Genomic DNA, 21,613 nt, shown 5'->3' on the forward strand with positions numbered 1-21,613 from the left:
CGCTGGTGGCATGCTGTCTGGATCCATGTGTTGTCTATCGTTTAAATTTCGTTCCCATTTCTCTTTATTATCCATAGCATCACCCGCAGCTTGAATCGTAGTGTTGAGCCCACTTAATGCTAAAGCACCTGCAGCAGGAAGGTTGCAAGAGTTTTTTATTCAGGGGGAGAAGGTAACAATCTTGACAATTTTAAGGTGGGAGACGCATGATGGGTCTCTATGGAAAATTTAACAACCCAGCTCCAAGACCAAGCTAGAAGTGTGATCGAGGAATTGTTTCCTGAGGCTGATTCTGTAGCCGATATCACTCAGAGCACAAACCCTCAGTTTGGGCACTATCAGTGCAATTCCGCGATGAAGCTTGCCAAGGCTTTAAAATCCAATCCTCGAAAGATTGCACAGCAAATTCTTGAAAAGTGGCCAAAAAAGGGGATGATTGAAAAGCTTGAGGTTGCTGGCCCGGGTTTTATAAATATTACCTTGTCATCGGAGTTTCTTTCCAAGCAAGCGACAGAAGTTGCTGCGGATCCCCGTCTAGGGATACAACCTCTCAAAGAAAAGAAAAAAGTGATTGTAGAGTTTTCCTCTCCTAACGTGGCGAAAGAACTTCATGTGGGGCATCTCCGTTCTACAGTAATTGGGGAAAGCTTAGCTCGCCTGTTTGAATTTTTAGGGCATGATGTTCTTCGTCTTAACCATATTGGGGACTGGGGAACGCAGTTTGGAATGCTTATCACTTATCTGAAAGAAAAGGAGCCAGATGTTCTTGATGGAAAGGAGGAGACAGATCTTTCTTCCTTGATGAGTTGGTACAAAGAATCGAAAAAGGTATTTGATGCCGACCCAGAGTTCAAGAAACGGGCACAAGGCCAAGTAGTTAGTTTACAGGGAGGAGATCAAGAGGCCCTTAACGCATGGAAAAGGATCTGCGAAATCTCCCGTAGAGGATTTTCAGAAATTTATACATTTTTGGATGCCAACCTTACCGAGAGGGGAGAGTCCTTTTACAACGAGCGTCTTCCTAAAATTGTTGAGGAATATGAAAAATTGGGGATTGTTGAAATCTCTGATGGGGCAAAGTGTGTGTTTCTCGAAGGATATGAAATTCCTATGATTTTGCAAAAATCTGATGGAGGATTCAACTACGCTTCAACAGATGCAGCAGCCCTTGCACAACGTGTGAGAGAAGAGCATGCGGACCGAATTATTTATGTCGTCGATGCAGGACAACAACTGCATTTTCAAATGGTTTTCAAAGCAGCAGTAAAAGCGGGGATTTACGATCCTGAAAAGGTGCAAGTTGAACATGTTCCTTTTGGGGTGGTTCTTGGCGCTGATGGGAAGAAATTCAAAACGCGATCTGGAGAAACAGAAAAACTTATAGATCTTCTTTCCGAAGCAGTACGTCAAGCGCGTGTTCTCTTGCAAGAACGTCTTCAAGATGGAACAGAAACAGAAATTAATGAGCTTGCCCACATTCTTGGTGTTGACGCTGTCAAATATGCCGATCTGTCTTGTCATCGTGTTAAAGACTATATTTTTAGTTACGACCGCATGCTGAAGTTTGAAGGAAATACTGCCGCGTACCTCTTATACTCCTATGTACGCATTCAAGGAATCAAAAGAAAATGCAATAAAGACATTCAGGCTCTTTTTGCAACCACACCCATTGCCTTAAATCATCCCGCAGAGATTGCTCTGGGTTTGAAATTGCGGCAATTTGGGGAAACACTTACTCATATGGATCGCGACCTCCTTCCCAATCGCCTTTCTGACTACCTTTACGATTTAGCTGAAAAGTTTCATGTTTTTTTCCGCGACTGTCGCGTTGAAGGAGCAGATGAAGAAAGTAGTCGCCTTGTTCTCTGCGAGCTAACCGCTCGTATCCTCAAGCAAGGACTTCAAATCCTTGGCCTCAAGACAATGGATCGAATGTAATTTCTTCTTTTGCAATATTAAAAAACATGTTAACGTCTCACTTGGCATAGGTCCGTATTTTTCTTAAAAGCAAGGTTAAGAGTTTGTATAAAGAAGGTGTTCGTTCTCTTATTTCTGGCCATTTGTGGGAATATCTATGGAAATGCTCCGCAGCCGTCCTTGTCTAATTGACTCTCTCGGACGTGCGATGGATATGCGGAAATCTTTCTTACAATTCCGTATAGGATACGAAACGCAGTTTTACTGGGGACAACTTTTAAACCTTCGAGGGCTGGAAGAGAGTGACCTTTCTGTAGAAGGACTAACGCTTATGGGGCACATCGACTTTTAGCTCTAAGAGTTAATGGGAGTTTTAGAAGTGTTGTGGGGAACTTCCTGCACATATGTTGGGATGGCGTACCCTGGAAGTTCTTTTCTTAGAGCATCTATGAGTTTTTTCCCCTTTTCAATGGGGACTTCAAAATGTGCAGCTTGCTCAATCCGGTCAAGTTGATGTAGGTAGTAGGGAATCACACCATTTGAAATGAGAGTCATAAAGAGCGTCTTTAGAGTTGCAATGTTGTCATTAATGTTTTTCAAAAGAACTGTTTGAGTGAGAACGGGAGCTTGGATTTTCTTAAGAGAAGAAAGAACATCTTGATCAAGCTCTTTTGGGTGGTTTGTATGGAGAATAAAAATGACTTGCAGATGCGTTTCTTCAAGAATTTTCAAGAAAGAAGGAGTAATCCTCTCAGGAATGCCGATGGGGAAGCGGGTATGAAAGCGGAGGAGCTTTAGGTGGGGAATTCCGCTGAGGGCTTCGATTAATGCTTTTAAGCGTTCATCAGAGAGCGATAGGGGATCTCCACCACTTAAGATCACTTCATGAATGGTTGAATCGTTTCTGATGAGCTCAATTTCTTCAATATGGTCTTTGTCTTGCTCATAGGGATAATTTTGTCTGAAGCAGAACCGGCAGTTCATGACACAGGCACTGGTAGTAATCAGTAGAGCACGTCCCTGATATTTTTGGAGGAGGCGGGGGCTTTTTTGGAAGGAGCGGTCAGAGACAGGATCAGATGTAAATCCAGGTGTTTTTAAGGTTTCTTGGTGAACTGGCAGGAACTGCATGAGAAGAGGGTCATCAAGGCGGCCCTTTTCTACTTTTTCAGCAAGCCTTCTCGGGAAATTCAAAGGAAATGGAGATTTTAAGATTGCGCTTGAATTGATTTTTAGAAAGCTTGCAAGTTCAGCAATCTTTGTAAAATTGGTTTTTTGAATCTGTCTCCATGTTTCCATAGAAACAGTATAGCCTCTTTACTGCTAAGTTGCAATCAGGTGCTCAGGTGCCATAACTCTTTCGATGTTGGCGCCGAGAGATTGGAGCTTTCCTTCAAGATTTTCATACCCGCGATCGAGGTAAGGAAGGCCTGCTAGAGAGCTTTCTTCAGGAGCAAGAAGGGCTGCCATGACATAGGCAAAACCTGCTCTGAGATCAGGAACTTCGATGTCCATCCCCTGGAAATTGGTGGGTCCTTTGACGATCAGGCTATGTTGGTAGTTCTGGGAGGCAAAGCGACAAGGACGGTCCCCAAGACATTGTGTAAAGCGCTCGACATGAGCACCCATTTTTAGAAGGGTGTCGATATACCCAAAGCGGTTTTCATAGACTGTCTCGTGAACAACTGAACTGCCATAGGCTTGGGTTAGAAGGACAACAAAAGGCTGTTGCCAGTCAGTCAAAAAGCCCGGGTGAACATCGGTTTGTAGATGGAGGCCACCCTTGAGTGGACCTTGATAAAAGAATTCAATCCCACCTTCTTTTACTGCAAAGCCACCATTGATCTGTCTAAGTTTATTGAGAAATGTGATCATGTGGGATTGCTGCGCACCTTCTACAAAAATCCGTCCGCGTGTTGCAATTGCAGCCATCCCAAAGGAAGCAGCTTCAATGCGGTCTGTAATCACCTTGTGTTCGACCTCGTAGAAGGTAGTTGTTTCTTGGACATAAATGGTTCGATCCATATCGACATAAATTACAACGCCAAGCTTTTGCAAAAACAGTATCAAGTCCATGACTTCAGGTTCGATGGCGGCTCCACGAATCGTTGTGCGGCCTTTTGCGCGGCATGCGGCAAGGATTGCATTTTCGGTTGCCATCACAGAGGGGTACGGCAGCTCAACAATGCCACCTGTCATTCCTTCAGGAGCATGGGCAAAGTAGGCGTGTTCATTTTTTATGGTGCGGTATTCAACAATTGCCCCAAGCTTTTCTAAGGCCATAATGTGAAAATCTACAGGGCGCTGTCCAATCTTGCATCCTCCAACGGTAGGAACAATAATGTTTTCTCGGGTGCGGCCTAATAGGGATCCCATCATGAGAATGGGGATTCGATTGGCTCCTGAAAAATTTAGTGGAATATAGGAGGATTTGATCTCTTTTGTGACCACTTCCATCCACCCATTTTTTCGATCCCAATCCACTTGCATTCCAATTTCTTTGCAGAGATTGACTGTTGTTTCTACTTCAGAAATATCGGGAACGTTTGTGAAGATGCACTTCTTATCAGAAAGTAGAGAGGCGACAAGCATTTTCGTGATCGCATTTTTTGCGCCCGCAGCCTTGACATGCCCTTCTAGAGGTTTTCCACCGGTAATCTTAAATGAATCCATACAGTTTGCATCATAGCAACTTCAGTTGTTTCTGAAACGTGATTTCTTTTCCAACTTGCAAATAGTTTGGGAGAACCCCCTCACTTCCTTTTTTATAAGACAAGTTTTTCCCAAGTATTAATGCAAGCCAACCCATTGTTTTTCTGAGGTTAATTTCAACAATGGGATGAAGTTTTTGGTCGTAAATCATTGCATCGATTCCCAGGTTACCTCGGAAACCCATCTCAAACAGTCGTTTCAAGGGAATTTGTACAATTTCTAAATGCTCCTTTAAAAAGGGGATTTCTTTTCTGATGTAAGTTTTGTTGTATGCACCCCACTCTGTATTTTCCATTACAGTAGATCCCAAGTAAATGATCTCATCGCTTAACATCCACTGCGTACTAAAATCCATTTCCCGTTTTACCCAAGGCTCGCCAATCAATAGATGGCCTTTTTCAAACTCTTTAAAAGCTTCTTGTGGAAGATCACTTTCTTTTTGTAGTATCCACCGTCCCCGTCCTGCAAAACCAAAACAAGTCTTCACTACTTTGGGGTAAGTGTCTTCATGAAGCCACTTCCTTACTTCTTTTGGATGATGCAGAAGTTTTGCCCCAGGAAGTGTAGGGCTGTGGGTGAAGGCAAAAGCTTTAGATGCCATTTCTCTTAAACGCTTAGGAACATGGTAGGGGAGAGCTGCCCATTTTTGGATAGCTTTTGACCACCCCCAGGTTTCAATATTGTCATATCCATCGATCGGGTCATCAAAAAGATGCACATTTAAATGTTTTGGCATTTCTGGAGGCAGGTGACTCACAACCACCCCGTCACCATCTTTGGCATAAAGGAAAGGAAGAAACTGAAGCTGCAAAAAGTTTGGATGAACCATAAAAGACTCTTCCAGACCAAGAGAGGAATGGGTTTCAAGTTCCCATTCAAAATTGACATTGCAGATATGGAGTGTTTTCATTTATAATATCCTGCCATGAGATACCGTACAGGAATAGGACAAGATAGTCACCGATTTTTACAAGATGGCGCGGAAAAAAGGTGTGTCATTGCCGGACTTCCTTTCGAAGGGGCGCCAGGGCTCGATGCTGATTCCGATGGAGATATTGTGTTCCATGCCATTTGCAATGCTATTACCTCCCTGACACATGTTCCAATCCTTGGAGGAATCGCGATCGATCTTTGCAAGAATCAAGGGATAACCGATAGTCGAGTTTTTTTAGATAAAGCTATAGAAACCCTCGATGATCAAGTCATTGATCATATCGCCTTGACCATTGAGGGAAAACGCCCCAAGTTTCAAAAGCGTGCTGACGACATTCGCCGTAGTGTTGCTTCTGCTGTGTTAATTAATATGGATCAAGTGGGGATCACATTTACTTCAGGCGATGGTCTTACTGCTTTTGGGCGGGGTGAAGGAATGATGTGTTACTGCATCCTTACAACAGTATCTCAATAAACATCTAATAAAAGACGTTTCTCTTTGCGTAGCAGCTTTACGTATGGTTTTGGATCTCTGCCTCCATATGTTTCCACGATCGTATGGAGTGCTGCAGTTACATCTTTTGCCATGTGGCGGGCATCTCCACAAATGTATAGGTGAGCTCCTTTATTTAGCATTTCCCAAACAGCAGTGCCATTCTTAAGAAGCAGATGTTGTACGTAAAGCTTTTCGCTTTGATCACGAGAAAATGCTAAGTCTAGGCGGAGGAAGCTTTTCTTCTCTAAAGATTCAAGGAAGCTTTCGTAATAATAATCTGTTGCGCGATTACGTTCACCAAAGATGAGCCAATTTTCTCCTGGGGCGTTTTCTGAATGTCTTTCCTGCAAGAAGGCGCGGTAAGGGGCAATTCCTGTTCCCGGTCCAATCATAATGATAGGGGTAGCAGGATCTTTCGGTAGGATAAAGTGATGTGTGGGGTGGAGGTAAGTGTAGATTGGAGTGTGGTGCATATCTGCAATATTGCAAAGGAAGTTAGAGCCAAGGCCCTGATGCACCTTTTTTCCGTGGGTATAGGTAAATGTTGAGACTAGAAGATCAATAGAGTTAGGGCTTATTTTGGGAGAGGAAGCGATCGAATAAAAGCGAGGAAGGAGGGGAGCTAAGTAGGAGATGAGTTCTTGCAAAGGAATGGTTGGAGGATGAAGCTCAAAAAAGTCAATCAGATCATGAGAGTTAAGAAACTGCAATCTAGCGTCTTTATTTTCGTCTCCGAGAAGGGAGAGATTTCCTGCAAGTTTTAGAACAGGGATGGGAATTCGAAGAAGGTTGGCTTTAGTTTTTAAAAAATGTTTCAAAGACATTGTAGCTCCGGAACGGGGATCAGTGATTTCTTCATTCCCACTTTGGTTTAGAGCTTTCAGTAATGAATTGACTTCTTTGAGAGGGTTTTCAGGATAGATTCCAACAGCATCACCAGGAGAATAAGAGACATCCGAACCTGAAAGATCGAGGGTTATATGGTACGTTTTTTTTGTGGAGCCTTCTTTATTAAGGGCAAAACGCTCAGTAATTTTCGCTGGGAAAGGGTTGTCTTTATTATATTCCGTCATGTAAATAGAAAGTATGAAACTCTGTGTTTTATTTTTATCAGTTCTTTTCCTTTTGGGATGCGCCTCTAGTGGCTACAATCCGCACTACATCGTCTCTGATGCACTTGATAAAGAGGTTATGATTCCGGCTGAGGAATCCTTCCATCCCACTTCTTCTTCAGAGCAGACATTCTCTTATTAGAGATTCCTCCGAGGAATTCAATGCCATTTAGATGGCGTGCTCGTGTCCGATCTTTCCCTAAGATCGAAACGGAATCGAAAAGAGGAGGCCCTTGATGTTTTCCAGTGATCACACCAAAAAGGATTCGCATGATCACCTTTTTATGATTTACTTCAAATAGGGATGCCATTTCCCTTGAGGCTTTTTCAAAACCTTCCCGTCCCCAATTTTTCTGGGCTTCCATGCTCCAGATCATGCACTGCAGGATTTCCGCTGATGTTTCTTTAGCGGTTCCTTTAGGACAGAGAAGTTCTTCAGAGTAATCCAAGTGATTTACAAAAAGGAATTGGCAAAGCTCCATAAACTCCCCAAATGTTTTGATCCGAGTGTGGATCAAGGGGATGACTTTCGCCATCTTCTCATCAGAAAACCCCCACTCTTTGATCTTTTCCCAAAGATCTTTTTCAGGGATGTTGTTGATCAAGTATTGCTGGTTAATCCAATCGAGTTTTTTTACATCAAAGAATGCACCAGAAACACCAACGCGGTCTACTGAAAAATCTTTGATGATCTCATCAAGAGTATAGATCTCCTTGTCTTCAGGCATACTATAACCCATCAGAGTTAGGAAGTTAACGAATGCATCCGGGAGGTAACCACTTTCTTTGTAGTAAAAGACGGAGGTAGGGTTCTTTCGTTTTGAAAGCTTTTTTCCATCAGCACCAAGAAGAAGAGGCATATGCATAAATTTAGGTCTTTCCCAACCAAATAGATCATAGAGAAGGACATGTTTGGGTGTCGAAGCTGTCCATTCATCTCCTCGAATGATGTGTGTAATTTTCATCAGATAGTCGTCAACAACATTTGCAAGGTGGTAGGTTGGAAAACCGTCCGATTTCATGAGAATCTGATCGTCAACGTCGCTCCAAGGGGTTGTAATCCGCCCTTTTGTCATTTCTTCGTAAACACATTCACCAGTGAGTGGAATTTTTAAGCGCACAACATAGGATTGTCCTGCGTTTTCCCTTTCCTGAATTTCTTCAGCGCTCAGGTTGCGATAGCGACGGTCGTATCCCATGCGCTTTCCCATTTTTGAGGCAAGTTCACGCATCTCTTTAAGTTCTTCAGGAGTCGCAAAGCATTTATAGGCATGTCCGGCATCGAGAAGCTTTTGGCAATATTCCCTGTAAATCTCAGTCCTCTCAGACTGCCTATAAGGACCATAGGGTCCTCCTACGTCCGGGCCCTCATCCCACTCAATGCCCAGCCATTTCAGAGATTTAAAAATACTCTCTTCATATTCGGGGCGGCTTCGTGACTGATCGGTGTCTTCTATGCGGAGCAGAAACTTTCCACCATGATGCTTAGCAAAGATTAAATTAAAAAGAGACATGTAGGGTGTTCCTACGTGTGGATCTCCAGTTGGGGAGGGGGCGATACGTGTGCGGACTTCCATGAGAAATTACTTTTGGTTAAAAAGGGCAATTTTAGCCTTTTTCTCAATTATACCCAAACAAATTCATTTCAATTTCTTTGAATGTGGGCTGCTGCAGCACTGGGTTATATTGCCTCTATAGGATCAAGATCTTCTGCTTTAATAATGCTCTGCAGATTTTCAGAAATAGAATTTTTAAACCTAAACAAATCGGGGACAAGAAATCCTAAGGGGGTGTCGAATTTTAGCTTGCTGTATTTGTTCTACTGTTAGCTCACTATCATCGTAGTGTTTTCTATAAAGTGGAATGAGTCGCTCGGTTCTAATTTTTTCGGCACGTTGATTCAGACTAGAGTTGTTGAATATTTGCACGATTTTATGCAAGAGGATCAAATGAATTACTCTGATGTGTTTACTAGGCGCAGAGTCACTCACATTGTCAAGAATAGATTCCAATATGTCCAAATTACTTTCACTTAAATTAAGGTCGTCAAGTGATGAAATAAGCCTTATCATCAAGTCTGATTGATAGCCTGCCTTTGTTTCTTGCAAAAGATCTCCGAAGCCTTCGTAGGCATTTCATAAGCTTTATAGGGATAGGTGGCAGCTATTACTGCAGGAACACCTGCCCCTACATATAATCCTATTGTCCAATCTATTAAAGTACGCTCCGTCAGACTACCCCTACCTCTAGATGACTCATAAACCACTCCTGCAGACAGGAGACCTCATCCTCCTAGTACTAGAGTGTGTACCTTGGCGTTAATTTTCGGGAGCTTGTAGTGAACGAACCCATAAAAAACGGCAAGCGTTCTGCAAGCTCCAAGAGAGGATTTCGGGTGCTGACGATAAATTTCCATGAAAAAATAGGGCCCTCAACAATTTTTGAGAGGGGTTTAGCATATTGATCGATTTTTTCAAAGGGCTTTGTTGCAATGATGTCAGCGATCAGTTTTCCTCTAACCTTTAGAAAATGAATGCGTTATTAATTCGAAGAAATGATTTTTTAGGTCTAGGAATGTCGGTTTGCTATATGGTCAATCTATTGGATGAGCGAGTTCTTAGATAAGAGAGCCTCTTGCAAAGCTTGGATCATGTTTCTCACCCTCCAGCAGCCATCTTTGAGGGTTGCGTATGTTGTGCTGAAATTTTTTCAAGAAGGATTAGATCCTTCATGATATTATGCGTTTCTTCGAGTTGCAAGTCGTTTTGCCCATAGTTCTCTATAGAGTCTACATCAAATTCTTCTTTGCAAACTTCTTTTATAAAGTTCTGATAGTTTGTATTTTGAGAGATCCTCAGATCAGAATTAGATTTTAATCGATCAAGATGCTTTCCGTAGAGGTCTATGCGAGGCTGTTGATCTTTTTTATACATACGCATCATTTTTCCTCGATGAAAAGGGTGGATATCGCTGAGATTGTCTATAAAGTTAGGAGGGATCTCATCATTTTCTAAGGGGAATTTTGCGTAGGATTCTCCGATCTCAAGTTCTGTAAGTCCTCCAGGAACTTCGATGTCTACTTTTGTCCCTGTGAGTTGTGGGCTTTTTCCTGAAACCGTATAGTAGAGGCCCCGAGTGACTTTAAATTCTCCCTGAGGATTTACTTTATTGACATTCCCTGAATCAAGCGTAAACGTTTGGTAGGACCCTTTCCCCCAGGTGAACGGGTCTCCGACAAGGAGAGCACGTCCATAATCTTTGAGAGTCTGCGCCACAATTTCAGCTGCAGAAGCGCTGCTCTTGTTTGTCAAAACAATGAGAGGGCCATCCCACGTGATTTTTCCATCAAAATTACGGAGATGTTGGATATTCCCTGCGGAATCTTTGATTGAAACGACAACCCCCTTCTGAACGAAAAGGCCTGTCACAGCGACAGCTTGAGGAAGGAGTCCTCCAGCATTCCCACGGAGGTCTAAAATGACCCCTTCTAGCTGATGGTCTTTCTTAATTTCATCAAGGGCAGCTTGAATATCTGAGGCTGAAGAGTCATTTGGATCCTGATAAAATGAAAAGAGGCGAATATGAGCAATCACCCCATTACCGTAAGGAATTTTTTCTGTTTCAAAGCGTGTTTCCTTCAAAACGATCTCGTCTCGGACCACTTCAATATCAAATTTTTCAGCCTTTTTATTTTCCCCCTCGCCCGTTTCACGGAGAATCGAGAGGCCAACGGCTGTTCCTTTCGGCCCTCGAATTAAGTCTACGGCTTCGATGATATCCATTCCAGCAACCGGCTCGTGGTTAACAGCAATAATCTTGTCACCGACTTTAAGCATGCCTCCTTGCAAAGCAGGGCCTCCGTCAAGGAGCCTAACAAGTGTAAAGCCTGTTAGGTCATCACGAAGCTGCGCTCCAATTCCAAAGAGACGTTGCTGAACTTGAATCATAAATTGATTCGCTTCTTGAGGGGTGAAATAGACGGTATGATTATCAAGAGCTCCGCTAAAGCTCTTAAGAAAATATACAAGCGACTGCCTTTTCTGAAGTTTCTTTTTGTCTCCCTGAAGGACTTCATCTTCTCTATTGGCGCGTCGCTTCGAAAGACGCTGAAGGAATTGATCCTTCGACTCGACTTCTAGCTGTTCAGCGGTTTCTAGCTGGAGGGCTCTAAGGGCTAGGAGGCGCTGCTCGAGCTCCACTTCGTCTTTTGCCCACGTAATATCTTTAAAATCAGTGGTTTTTGCGTCTTTTGGAAGGGGGAGGTTCTCAATTTTCTTCTCTAGAGCACTTCGTCGAGCGATTGATCGAATCATTACTTCATAAATCTCTTCATAGGGGGCGAAATTTTCCTTTTTAAAGGCACTTACGAGCTCTTCAAGGAGCTTGGGACTAGGATGCTCCCACTTGGCTATTTCATCCGCTAACAGATAGGTTTTAGTAGGGTCTAGCTCATCGAGGTAGTTTTTAAGGGATCTTTGGGCAATTTCAGGGGTTAGCTCCTTGTAGGTGACATGGCCCTTGAAAATCTCTTCGGCTTTCTTGTGGGTTGCGTGAGGGGTCAATTCTGGAGGTTTAGCGTCCACAAATATGGTGAACCCAAAAAGTAATAAGCTTATTATCAGTCGTTTAAAAGCCATTCTAATTAATCCTTACACAGGGTGATTCTGCTATATATATCTTACAGCAAATCAAAGGTTTAAGTCCAATCGTATTCAAATATTTACTATATCAAGCAAAATATTTTTTGTTACAATCCTATCTAAATCAAAATTTTGTGAAAATGTAAAGAGAAATAGATTGATTTCAACTCAAATCTTTGTAATAATAGAGTATCTAAAGACTAAGAAATATTAACAAATTGTTAAAAATTGATTTTTTTTGACGAATTAGTCAATTTCCTGGTTTTTAGCAGATTTGTTTTGGATTGAGGAGAAAAACATGGATATGGAAAACCAAACTGGAGAACTTGTGTCTCCAAGAAAAGTAGTTTCTATTACTGAAGCTGCTCGCATTAATGGTGTAACGAGACAAGCTATTTACGTTGCGATTAAGCAAAATAAGCTTAAAGCACGCAAAGACTCTACTCGTTGGACTATAGATCTAGATGATCTAGAAGATTATCGTCGCAATAAGTATTCGCGTACGAAGTCAACGTTTGATGGTGAACTCCTTTTCGATAATAATAAGGGTTTTTATTCTGTTAATCAAGCTGCAAAGATTCTCGGTGTTCCGGCGCAGAAAATCTATTATGCAACAAGAATTGGCATGCTAAAAGCTACTCGTAAAGGAGCTGCTTGGGTTATTCACACTGATGATATTAAAGATTATCAAGAGAAGTATCTAAGCCGACGTTCTGAAAACGAAGCAATGTAATTGTAGTTTCGTTTAAGACGTTTCCAAAAAGAAAAGAGAGGCACTTTCTTATTTGGAATCGTACTATGGGTGATAAACTCAAAATATCGATTCAAATATTTTTTTATATAATCTCTAGCTATCACCAGCTAGAGATTTTTTTTGCTCTAACATAACGACTGTTTCAACATGCGTAGTTTGAGGAAAGAGATCAAACCCTTCTACCCTTTTAACAATGTAGCGGCTAGATAGCTCTTCAAGGTCTCTTGCAAGGGTCGATGGCATGCAAGAGATATAAAGAATCTTGGGGCTGTCTAGAAGGCTGCGAACTTCCTTGGAAAGCCCCGTTCGTGGGGGATTTACAATGATTACATCAGGTTTTTCTTTAAGAGTAGGTAGAATAGTTTCTACGGCACCATAGTGCATCTTAAAACTGCCACAGGCAGGAAGGGAACGGTTTATTTCAACTCCTACCACATCATGTCCTTTTTCTTTTAGAAGAGTGCTCGTAATCCCCACGCCACAATAAAGATCAAAAACAATTTGGGGTTTCTTTCCAATCCAATCGACAACTGTTTGATAGAGTTCTTCGCTAAGAGGAAGGTTGTTTTGCATAAATCCGTAGGGAGAAAATGGGGTAGAAATTCCCAAAACCTCCTTTGTCAAAGATGTGTCTCCGAGATGCTTCTCTTTTCTGGGAGACTTGTAGCATATTCCTATAGCAAAGGAAAAGGAGAGGAGTTTTTCTGGGAGTTTGGGAAAGAATGAAAATGCGAGGATAATCCCTTTGCCTTCATTGAAAATGCGGAGGGAGGCCGATTGAACTCCCCTGTTAGAAAGGGAGGCGAGGCCAGCCTTTAGATCTTTAAATAACTTGGGGTCTTCTGAAAACAGAGGGCACACTGTCGGTTCAACCAAAGAATGATTGCATATGCCTATGTAACCCATTTTGAAACCTGTGCCCTCTTTTCTTAAATTTAGGCGAAGGTTTGAGCGGTAGTTCCATTCGCTATGGGAGGGATTAATAGGAATGTTTTCTATGCGCAATGCTTCTTGAAGAAAGCCTTTCTTTGCTTCAAGTTGGGTTTGATAATCAAGATGTTGAAGCTGGCATCCTCCACATTTCTCAAAGTGAGGACATTTTGGAGACCTTCGACCTGGACCTTCCTGGAAAATCTTTTCGATTTGAGCAATTTGATAATTTTTTTTCTTTTTTGTAACCTTTAAAAGGACTTGGTCGCCTGGAGCTGAAAAGGGGACAAAGGTAACGCACCCATCGATTCGTGTGATTCCATTTCCCCCAAAAATGATTTTATCAATCGTGCTTAATTTTGAAGTCTTTGACAAGGAGCTGGATACTTGATTTGTTGAGGAAGACATTAACGTGAGGTGTAAAGGCGATTTGCAGGTTGAGGTTTTTCTTGGTTAGCTTGCTTCGGTGTTCACTCAACCCAAATCCAATCCCTTCAAGCATCCGTTCGTTTTGTTCTAGGTAAAGCTTGAGGTGAGTTTTTCCGACTACCTTGGGAGGCCAGGCCTGATTAACATCGGTATATAGAATCGGAGGAGGGTTTCCTGTTCCGTAAGGTTCTAGAAGTTGCATAGAGTCGAGAAACTCGAATGTCAGGTCCTCAAACTGAACATGTGAATCAAGATAAAGCTTAGGAAGGAGGTCATCATTGTTGAGCGACTTATTCGCATTTTCAATAAATGACTTTTTGAATTTTAAGATGTTTTCTTCCTTGATCATGAGTCCTGCTGCGAAATCGTGCCCACCAAAATTTAAGAGGAGCTCGTGGTTTTTTTTCAAAGAATTAAGGAGCGGGAATTCTGGGATGGTTCGAATCGACCCTTTCCCAATGCCTCCCTCCACGGCGATAATAAGAGTAGGGCGATTATATTGCTTCGAAAGGCGCGCAGCGAGGATAGGAATGATTCCTGGATGCCATTTATCAGAGTGGAGGACAAGTGCTTTTTCTTGAAGAAGCTGAGGGTGAGATTCTATGTATGACACGATATCATCTGAGTCGCGTCGTTCAATTTGTTGCCGCTTAGTGTTGTTGCTATCAAGCTCTTGAGCAAGATGGTAGGCTCCAACAGAATCGTGCATAAGCATGAGTTCAACCCCTTTAAGGGGATCGGCTATCCGACCAAGACTGTTCAAACGAGGGGCAATTTTTGATGCGATATCAGCAGTTGACACCTCTGAAGGCTTGATTTCACAGATTTCCATGAGTTTGAGAATGCCTACCCTTCGGGTCTGCGAGAATTGTTTCAAACCATATCGAACAAGAACACGGTTTTCACCCTTTAGGGCGCCCATATCAGCAATGGTTCCCAGGGCAACTAAATCGAGAAAACGCTTTAGGTCAATCATTGACGAGCTAATTTTCCCCGTTGAAACTAGGTGATTCGTTAAGGCATGAGCTAGCTTGAAGGCAACACCGACGCCCGTTAGGTTGCGGTTAGGATAAGTGCTGTTGATGAGCTTTGGATTAAGGGTTGCAATACAGTTGGGGATTTTGTCAGTTGGTTCATGATGATCTGAGATGATGACATCAATGTTATGCTTTATTACCTCTTCAATTTCTTTTGCAGCAGTGATTCCACAGTCAACTGTGATGAGCAGTTTACACTCTTTTTCGAGAGCATAAGAAATTGCATCGGTGATCATTGAGGGGGTGGCTGTCGTCCTGTGTGGAATATAATAATAGGCACTACCTCCTAGTAGGCGAATGAATTCAACAAGAAGCGTTGTTCCGGTGATTCCATCTACATCGTTATCTCCATAGATCAAAATGCTCTCATTTTTTGCAAGCGCATGAACAACGCGGTCAACAGCCTTATTCATATCCATCATCAAATCAGGAGCAAGGAGGTTAGGTAATTTTGCATAGAGATAGTTATAGATCTCTTCAAAGGTTTCAAAGCCTCTTGAAACCAATACTTGTGCAGTTACAGGATGAATATTATATTCACCGATAATTTCTTTGCACCAGGATGGTTTATAGTCGGGGTAAACCCATAGAAGGTTCTGATCCTCTTCTTTTACCTCTTTCAAAGGGAAAATTCTCACGATTCATTTAGCGAAAGTTTATCACGTTTAACGGGGTATTACCACGTTAATTTTCATGCATCGCCAACTTTTCAGCTTTAGCTTTCTCTTTCTTATGGAAGAAAAGAAGAAGAGGTGCTGCAACAAATAAAGAAGAAAATGTTCCAAATACAACGCCAATGACCATAACAAGTGAAAGGCCAAAAATTGCACTTCCACCTAAAAAGAGAAGAGCTAAAAGAACAACAAGCGTTGTGCCTGATGTCATCACTGTTCGGCTTAAGGTGACATTTAAAGCATGGTTCACCACGTCTCTAAATGAATGCTTGCGCATTTTCTTTAGATCTTCACGAATCCGATCAAAGATGATGATTGTATCATTGAGAGAGTACCCAATAATTGTCATCAATGCAGCAATTGTATTGAGATCGATTTGTACTGGGGTTCCAAAGGCATGGAGAATGCTTATGAGCGCCATTGTGATTGCGACATCAATTGCAAGGCCAAGCGTTGCGCTGATTGCATATTTAAACTCAAAGCGGAAGGTGATGTATCCTAAAATACATATTAGCGCTATAGAAAGTCCCAATAGTGCACTGTTTCTCATTGCATTGGACATTTGTCCGCTGATGCTGGTCCAGCTATTATCGAGCTGTTTCATCGACTGTGGCGTAATGGCAATACCATTTTTTTCTAGAGAATCAACAACCCAAACCAGTCGCGGATTATTTTGATAAGCAAAAGTTGTGTCTTTTAGGTCTGTTTCAAGAGGCATGTTATAAAAAGGTTTTCCGGCCTGATCTAAGCCTCTTCCAAGCAATAGCTTGATAACATTAGATGGTGAAAGTGCTCGCACTTGTACATCTTGAGCTGTAACTCCCGCAGCTAGAAGAGCAGATTCTACTTGAGCTTGATAATCGTCATCACCTTTTGGCTCTATCTCAAGTGTGACAGAGTATCCTCCTGTAAAGTCCATTCCAAGCATTGAGCTTCTATGAGAAACCAGTAAATAGCCACCGACGAGAGCCACTGCAATAATGCTATACAGGCTTACCTTACCGTATTTCAGAAAATTGAAGTTGGTCTTTTTAATAAGATTTGCCATCTTCAGTTCTTTATTCTTTGGATTCTCAACCCATCTACTAAAGAAGTAACGGGTTAGGAATAGAGCAGTAAACATGGATGAAACAATACCAATGATCAGCGTTACTGCGAAGCCTTTAATAGGCCCCGAATCAAAGTGCAATAGAATTAAAGCTGCGATAATCGTTGTGATGTTCGAGTCAATAATAGCTGAAAAAGCTTTCTTATATCCTGCGTGGACAGCCTGAGCAATCCGGCCTGTTACCGCAAACTCTTCTCGAATACGTTCAAAGACTAAGACATTTGCATCAACAGCCATCCCAACAGTCAGGATAATCCCAGCGATTCCTGCTAAAGTTACCGTTGCTGAAATATTCTGAAGCGTTGCCCAAATGATTAACAGATTAAAGAGAACCGCAACAGAAGCAACGACTCCGGCAAAGCGGTAGTAGCCCACCATAACCAAGATAACAAAAACTAGTGCTAACACCGTTGCGATGATTCCCATTGCGCGGTCTTTAATGCCTAGCTCAGGGCTTACATTTTTTTCAGACAGAATATGCGGGGCAAAGGTTAACGAACCCGCTTTGAGGTCTGCTTCTAAGCGATTGGCTTCCCGCTGAGTAAAACTTCCTGAAATTGAAACGTTATCTCTTAGAGGGGAGGTGACTGTCGCTGTATTCACAATTGAGCCATTCAAAATAACAGCCATGCGCCATCCTTCTCCTCGAGTATAGCGATCCATAGGTGTTCCTTGAATCTTCTCTTTTGAGAAAGGTGCGGTCCAATTGTATAGGTCATTGCGAGGGTTAAGTTTTTGGCCATCTGAAAGGGATTGTGACGCTTTAACATTGAAGGCTAGGAAGTTTCCTTTTGATGGATCATAAGCCGCATGGACATCTGTCAAATTCGCCCCCTCGAGAGCATAATTGTTCATCACAACTAAGAGAGGATGGGTCTGTCCATGCCAATCTGCAAAATTATCACCTCTAAAGATTGCAATTTTTGAAATTGCATCATTGAACTGGCTTGATGAACCCTTGCTTTCTGAAGAAGCAAAGCGTAGTCCTTGACTATACAGAGTTTTTGCGGCCTCACTAACAGGCTGAGCCATTTCAGTATCCAAGGTGTCACCATAGAGGTGCTTCCATGCAATTTGATTAATACTTTCTAAATCTTTTCGATTTGTAACAACCGCTTCATTCCAGATATCTTGCAAGAACTGATGAACAACAGGCGCAAGATCACCATTATTGCTCGTGAATTTTTCGTTTACGATATGGAAGTACATTGAAGAAGCTTTGACTAGATCCGCAGCTGAGAGGCCTTGGGCGCTTGGGAAATCTAAAGTAATATTAGAGCCTTCTTGACGAATGCTAACTTCAGAGACTCCCATTTTATTGACCCGGCCATAAAGCTCATCAATTCCCTGCTTAATGTCATCATCGTTGGTTACAGCCTTATTATTACTGTCTCGGAGTTGGATTTGGACAGTCTTTCCTCCTGAAAGATCAAGACCCCAGTGGAGGATTTTTCTATCATCACCTTGAAAATACTTACGAGCGCTTAGGCTCAAGTTGCTCAAAAGAGGATTTTTGGTTGGTGCGGGAATATCGTATTTTGCATGGAGCTCTGTACGTACTTGAGCTGATTGGTATTCATCTCGCCACTTTAATAGATCTTCATGTTGCTTGGTTTCAATTCGGTTGAGAGCCAAAATGCGCTGTTCAACATTTGTAAACTCAAGAGTTGCATACTTTCTTGTTCCATGAACATTAAAATCTTCACGTGTCGCACTAATAATTGAGTTGTAAAAGTCTTTAGCTTCAAAGATGAAATCTTTTGCAAAGTTACTACTTAAGGGGTAGGTTGTTCCTGGGTAGCTACTAAATCCATTATTCTGCAGGAGGACCCGTAGATGATTAAAGTCTTGAATAAAGCTTTGTGCTTGAGGTGAATCCGGATTGGAACTTAACTTTGTTAAAACATCTTGAATCCCTTTTGCGATGACATAAACCGAGTTTGTACGGAACCCTGCTTGGGGTTCAGTTTCAAATTCTGCAGGGGTATATACGACAAGGCCAATCTTTTGTTGATGAGCAGGTAGGTCCTTGAAAGTTTTGTAATCGTAGATAGGGAATGAGCTTCTTTTTAGGTCTGGATGAGTTGGGGCCCATTCCGCTTGAATTAGGTGAAGAAGCTGTGCCCCTTGCTCTTTTGCAATCGAGCTTAAGTCCATAACTAGGAGGCTTTCGCTATTTGTCAATTGATTGAGCTCGACTGCGAATGTGGTCCCGTGTGGCTGGAGTAGTTCTCCTGCCTCTCGTCCAATCCGTGCGATCTCATTGTAAATTAGTTGGTCAACAGTATCACTTAAGTAGGATTTAGATCGGGAAATTTCATTTTTGTAGTCGATAATATCCTGACGGAGCTCAAGGCTGATTGTTTCGTTGTTCCAATCGATTGTGATAGCTTTTATTAGAGGGCTTCTTCCTCCAGATAAGAGGGTTTGTACAGAGTCATCTTTTCTCGCTAGTTGGGTGATGTCTTGCCTGAGCTTTGCGCTTGTCCAGGGCGCTGCACCTGCACTAAAAGCACTCGCTTGTCTTCTGACAATTCCTATTGCGGAGGAGAGTCTCTCCTCTTTGGATTTTAAAAAATCAAGCTGTTGTTGTTCATTTGCTTCAAGAAAGCCTCCGCTCTCCCGCTTTTTTGTCTCTGCATCTTCAAGAGAGATACGTTCAAGCTTTACCTGATCTCTATAGCGTTCTAGCGTCGTGGTGAATTGATCAACAGTCCCTTTCCTATTTTCCATCGGTCCTTGGGTGAAGGTCGCATAGTAACGCTTAGCAATCGGAGAGTTTTCTCCAAATGCTTTCGAGTAAGTCAGAATATTTTGTGAAAGAAGTTGCAGAAACTCTTCGGATCGAGGGTTTCCTAAGTGATGGAGAGTTGTCTCTAAGTATTGAGCATTTTCACTAATTCCACCTACAGCAAGTCCAATCTGTAGGATGCGATCATCGACAATTTGTCGGTATAAGGGCGTGATACTGCCTTGTGCATTACGCTTTGCGGTAAATTGGAATGTCTTTTCTATTTGATCGGGATAAAAATGGATGGGGATATTGCGTTGAACTGTGACAATCTTTGCTTCACTATCTTTTTCGTTCGGGATAAGGGAAAGTTTGGCAGGCACAAAGGGGATTAGGGAGCCCGCGCGCGGAATGTGGTCTCGAAGCTTTTCTGCGTCTTGTCCTTTTTCGTATCTCACATGGATGAGTTCTGGGTTATCGCTATCGAGGGAAATTGATGAGGGTTTAATTCCTAAAAGTTTGTTGTAAGACTTTAGCCAATTCAAGGCCTCGTCTTCGAGTAAGTTGACTCTTTTTGCTGCATTTTCAGCAACAACCATTGCCTGCTTTTCCTCAATAGGGTCCTTCAGGGGTTTAGAATAAAAAAGAACAGTCGGAAGAATGTTATAAAAAGTTAATAACACGACGACTGCAATGAGAATAAATTGCCAACGTTTCTGCTTTTTCATGTTTATCTAATCCTTATCCTAAAAAAATAGCATACTGATCTTTAAGGATTATGTCTAGAGAAATCGTTGGTGTTAAGAACTGGGATATGTTATGAAAAACCCTTTATGCAATTGGATGAACATGGATACGTTTGCAGTTGTTGGAATGCAGTGGGGTGATGAAGGGAAGGGGAAGATCATCGATCTATTGTCAAAAGACCGACATATTGTTGTTCGATCACAGGGCGGTCATAATGCTGGGCATACTGTTGTTGTTGGGGGCAGGGAATTTCATTTCCATCTAATTCCATCGGGAATTCTTTACCCAGAAATTCAATGCTATATCGGCGCGGGGACAGTGGTGGATCCTAAGTCGTTATTAATGGAGATTCATCAGCTTCAAGAGCAGGGAATCGAATTCGAAAACCGCCTTTTTATTTCTCCCTATGCTCATGTAATTTTTCCTTATCATCAACGTCTCGATCAGCTTCAAGAAAAAACTGACGTTCCAATTGGAACGACAGGAAGGGGAATTGGGCCTTGCTACGAGGATGTGGCTGCCCGTTCTGGAATACGTGTTGGGGAGTGGATTGATCCGGAGGTATTTGAAAAAAGACTGTCTATGACTTTGGCTGAAAAAAACCGGTTGCTTCAGGTTTATGGGGAACCAACTCTTGATTATGATGTGCTATATAAAGAATATTCTGAATATGCCAAGAGGCTTCAAGGATTTATTTTTCCTTTTGAAGAAAACCTTGATCGACAGATTAGACAAGGGAAAAAGGTTCTTTTCGAGGGAGCTCAGGGAGCTCTTTTGGATGTTCACTTTGGAACCTACCCCTTTGTGACCTCTTCTCCTACCTCCAGCGCTGGATTAGCAGTCGGAGCCGGAGTGGGGCCTGGATCTATTGGAAGGACTATCGGTGTTATGAAAGCTTATACAACACGTGTAGGGAATGGCCCATTCCCTACAGAATTTTCTCCAGAGGATCTCAAGCGGTTTGCTCCACACAAAATGGCCCGAGAGTTTGGGACCACGACGGGAAGAAAGAGGCGGATAGGTTGGCTTGACATACCCCTTCTCAAGAAAGCGATCCGGTTAAGTGGGGTGAATTCTTTAGCCCTTACCAAAATTGATATCCTGGATTCTCTAGATTTTATCAAAATTTGTGTAGGGTATGAAAATTTTTCTCGCCCCCCTCTTTTTCATGGGCACTGGAAGGGGATAAAACCTCAATTTGAGACACTTTCAGGCTGGAAAGAATCGACAAAAAAGATAAAAAAGGTAGAAGAATTCCCAAAAAATGTTAGAATCTTTGTCAATCGAATTGAATCTTTCTTAGAGTGTCCAGTTGAGATACTTTCTTTTGGGCCTGAGAGAGAGAAAACACTATTTTTGAAATGAACAGTCCTACAGCAGAAATGATTGAAAA

The 21,613-nt window shown here is 42.2% G+C and carries 14 protein-coding genes; 5 read left to right on the plus strand and 9 right to left on the minus strand.

Going from position 1 to position 21,613, the window contains the following annotated elements:
- Positions 1-219: 219 nt before the first annotated feature.
- Positions 220-1,938 (plus strand): arginine--tRNA ligase, encoded by a 1,719-nt coding sequence (gene argS, locus R2I63_RS06425; protein ID WP_316355948.1) that lies wholly within the window; start codon positions 220-222, stop codon positions 1,936-1,938.
- A 136-nt stretch (positions 1,939-2,074) separates the two neighbouring features.
- On the plus strand, positions 2,075-2,269 hold the full coding sequence (locus tag R2I63_RS06430; protein WP_316355950.1) for a hypothetical protein: 195 nt from the start codon (positions 2,075-2,077) through the stop codon (positions 2,267-2,269).
- Between the two features lie 2 nt (positions 2,270-2,271).
- Here R2I63_RS06430 and R2I63_RS06435 read toward each other — a convergent pair whose 3' ends face one another.
- Genes R2I63_RS06435 through R2I63_RS06445 form a run of 3 tightly spaced genes read right to left on the minus strand, consistent with a single transcriptional unit; the run spans position 2,272 to position 5,539 of the window.
- Complete coding sequence (locus R2I63_RS06435) at positions 2,272-3,216, minus strand: KamA family radical SAM protein (protein ID WP_316355953.1); 945 nt, start codon at positions 3,214-3,216, stop codon at positions 2,272-2,274.
- A gap of 24 nt (positions 3,217-3,240) precedes the next feature.
- Positions 3,241-4,590: a UDP-N-acetylglucosamine 1-carboxyvinyltransferase gene (gene murA / locus R2I63_RS06440; protein ID WP_316355955.1), complete on the minus strand. Its 1,350-nt coding sequence runs from the start codon at positions 4,588-4,590 to the stop codon at positions 3,241-3,243.
- A 10-nt stretch (positions 4,591-4,600) separates the two neighbouring features.
- Positions 4,601-5,539 (minus strand): hypothetical protein, encoded by a 939-nt coding sequence (locus tag R2I63_RS06445; RefSeq protein ID WP_316355956.1) that lies wholly within the window; start codon positions 5,537-5,539, stop codon positions 4,601-4,603.
- 15 nt (positions 5,540-5,554) lie between these two features.
- Between R2I63_RS06445 and ispF the strand changes: the two genes are divergently transcribed.
- On the plus strand, positions 5,555-6,037 hold the full coding sequence (gene ispF / locus R2I63_RS06450) for a 2-C-methyl-D-erythritol 2,4-cyclodiphosphate synthase (protein WP_316355958.1): 483 nt from the start codon (positions 5,555-5,557) through the stop codon (positions 6,035-6,037).
- Here the strand turns inward: ispF and R2I63_RS06455 are convergent.
- The 3 genes from R2I63_RS06455 to tsp form a co-directional block, all read right to left on the minus strand.
- Positions 6,031-7,131 carry a sulfite reductase gene (locus R2I63_RS06455; protein WP_316355960.1) on the minus strand — a complete coding sequence of 367 codons (1,101 nt, stop codon included), beginning with the start codon at positions 7,129-7,131 and terminating at the stop codon, positions 6,031-6,033. The genes ispF and R2I63_RS06455 overlap by 7 nt on opposite strands.
- A gap of 116 nt (positions 7,132-7,247) precedes the next feature.
- Positions 7,248-8,747: a glutamate--tRNA ligase gene (gene gltX, locus R2I63_RS06460; RefSeq protein ID WP_316355962.1), complete on the minus strand. Its 1,500-nt coding sequence runs from the start codon at positions 8,745-8,747 to the stop codon at positions 7,248-7,250.
- A 1,080-nt stretch (positions 8,748-9,827) separates the two neighbouring features.
- Positions 9,828-11,807, minus strand: a complete 1,980-nt coding sequence (gene tsp / locus R2I63_RS06465) for a tail-specific protease Tsp (protein WP_316355963.1) — start codon at positions 11,805-11,807, stop codon at positions 9,828-9,830.
- Positions 11,808-12,108: 301 nt separating this feature from the next.
- Between tsp and R2I63_RS06470 the strand changes: the two genes are divergently transcribed.
- Positions 12,109-12,543 carry a helix-turn-helix domain-containing protein gene (locus tag R2I63_RS06470; RefSeq protein ID WP_316355965.1) on the plus strand — a complete coding sequence of 145 codons (435 nt, stop codon included), beginning with the start codon at positions 12,109-12,111 and terminating at the stop codon, positions 12,541-12,543.
- Between the two features lie 114 nt (positions 12,544-12,657).
- On the opposite strand, the gene R2I63_RS06475 is transcribed toward R2I63_RS06470, so the two are convergent.
- From R2I63_RS06475 to secD, 3 genes are all read right to left on the minus strand, one after another.
- Positions 12,658-13,869, minus strand: coding sequence for a class I SAM-dependent RNA methyltransferase (locus R2I63_RS06475; RefSeq protein WP_316355967.1), 1,212 nt, complete (start codon positions 13,867-13,869; stop codon positions 12,658-12,660).
- Entirely contained in the window at positions 13,838-15,583 is a 1,746-nt protein-coding gene (gene recJ, locus R2I63_RS06480; RefSeq protein ID WP_316355970.1) for a single-stranded-DNA-specific exonuclease RecJ, read from the minus strand. The genes R2I63_RS06475 and recJ overlap by 32 nt, the downstream gene beginning before the upstream one ends.
- Positions 15,584-15,644: 61 nt before the next feature.
- Positions 15,645-20,201, minus strand: a complete 4,557-nt coding sequence (gene secD, locus R2I63_RS06485; protein ID WP_316355973.1) for a protein translocase subunit SecD — start codon at positions 20,199-20,201, stop codon at positions 15,645-15,647.
- Positions 20,202-20,292: 91 nt separating this feature from the next.
- Here secD and R2I63_RS06490 point away from each other — a divergent pair, with 91 nt between their 5' ends.
- On the plus strand, positions 20,293-21,585 hold the full coding sequence (locus R2I63_RS06490; protein ID WP_316355976.1) for an adenylosuccinate synthase: 1,293 nt from the start codon (positions 20,293-20,295) through the stop codon (positions 21,583-21,585).
- Positions 21,586-21,613: the final 28 nt, after the last annotated feature.

Source organism: Candidatus Neptunochlamydia sp. REUL1 (genome assembly GCF_963457595.1).
GTDB lineage: Bacteria > Chlamydiota > Chlamydiia > Chlamydiales > Simkaniaceae > Neptunichlamydia.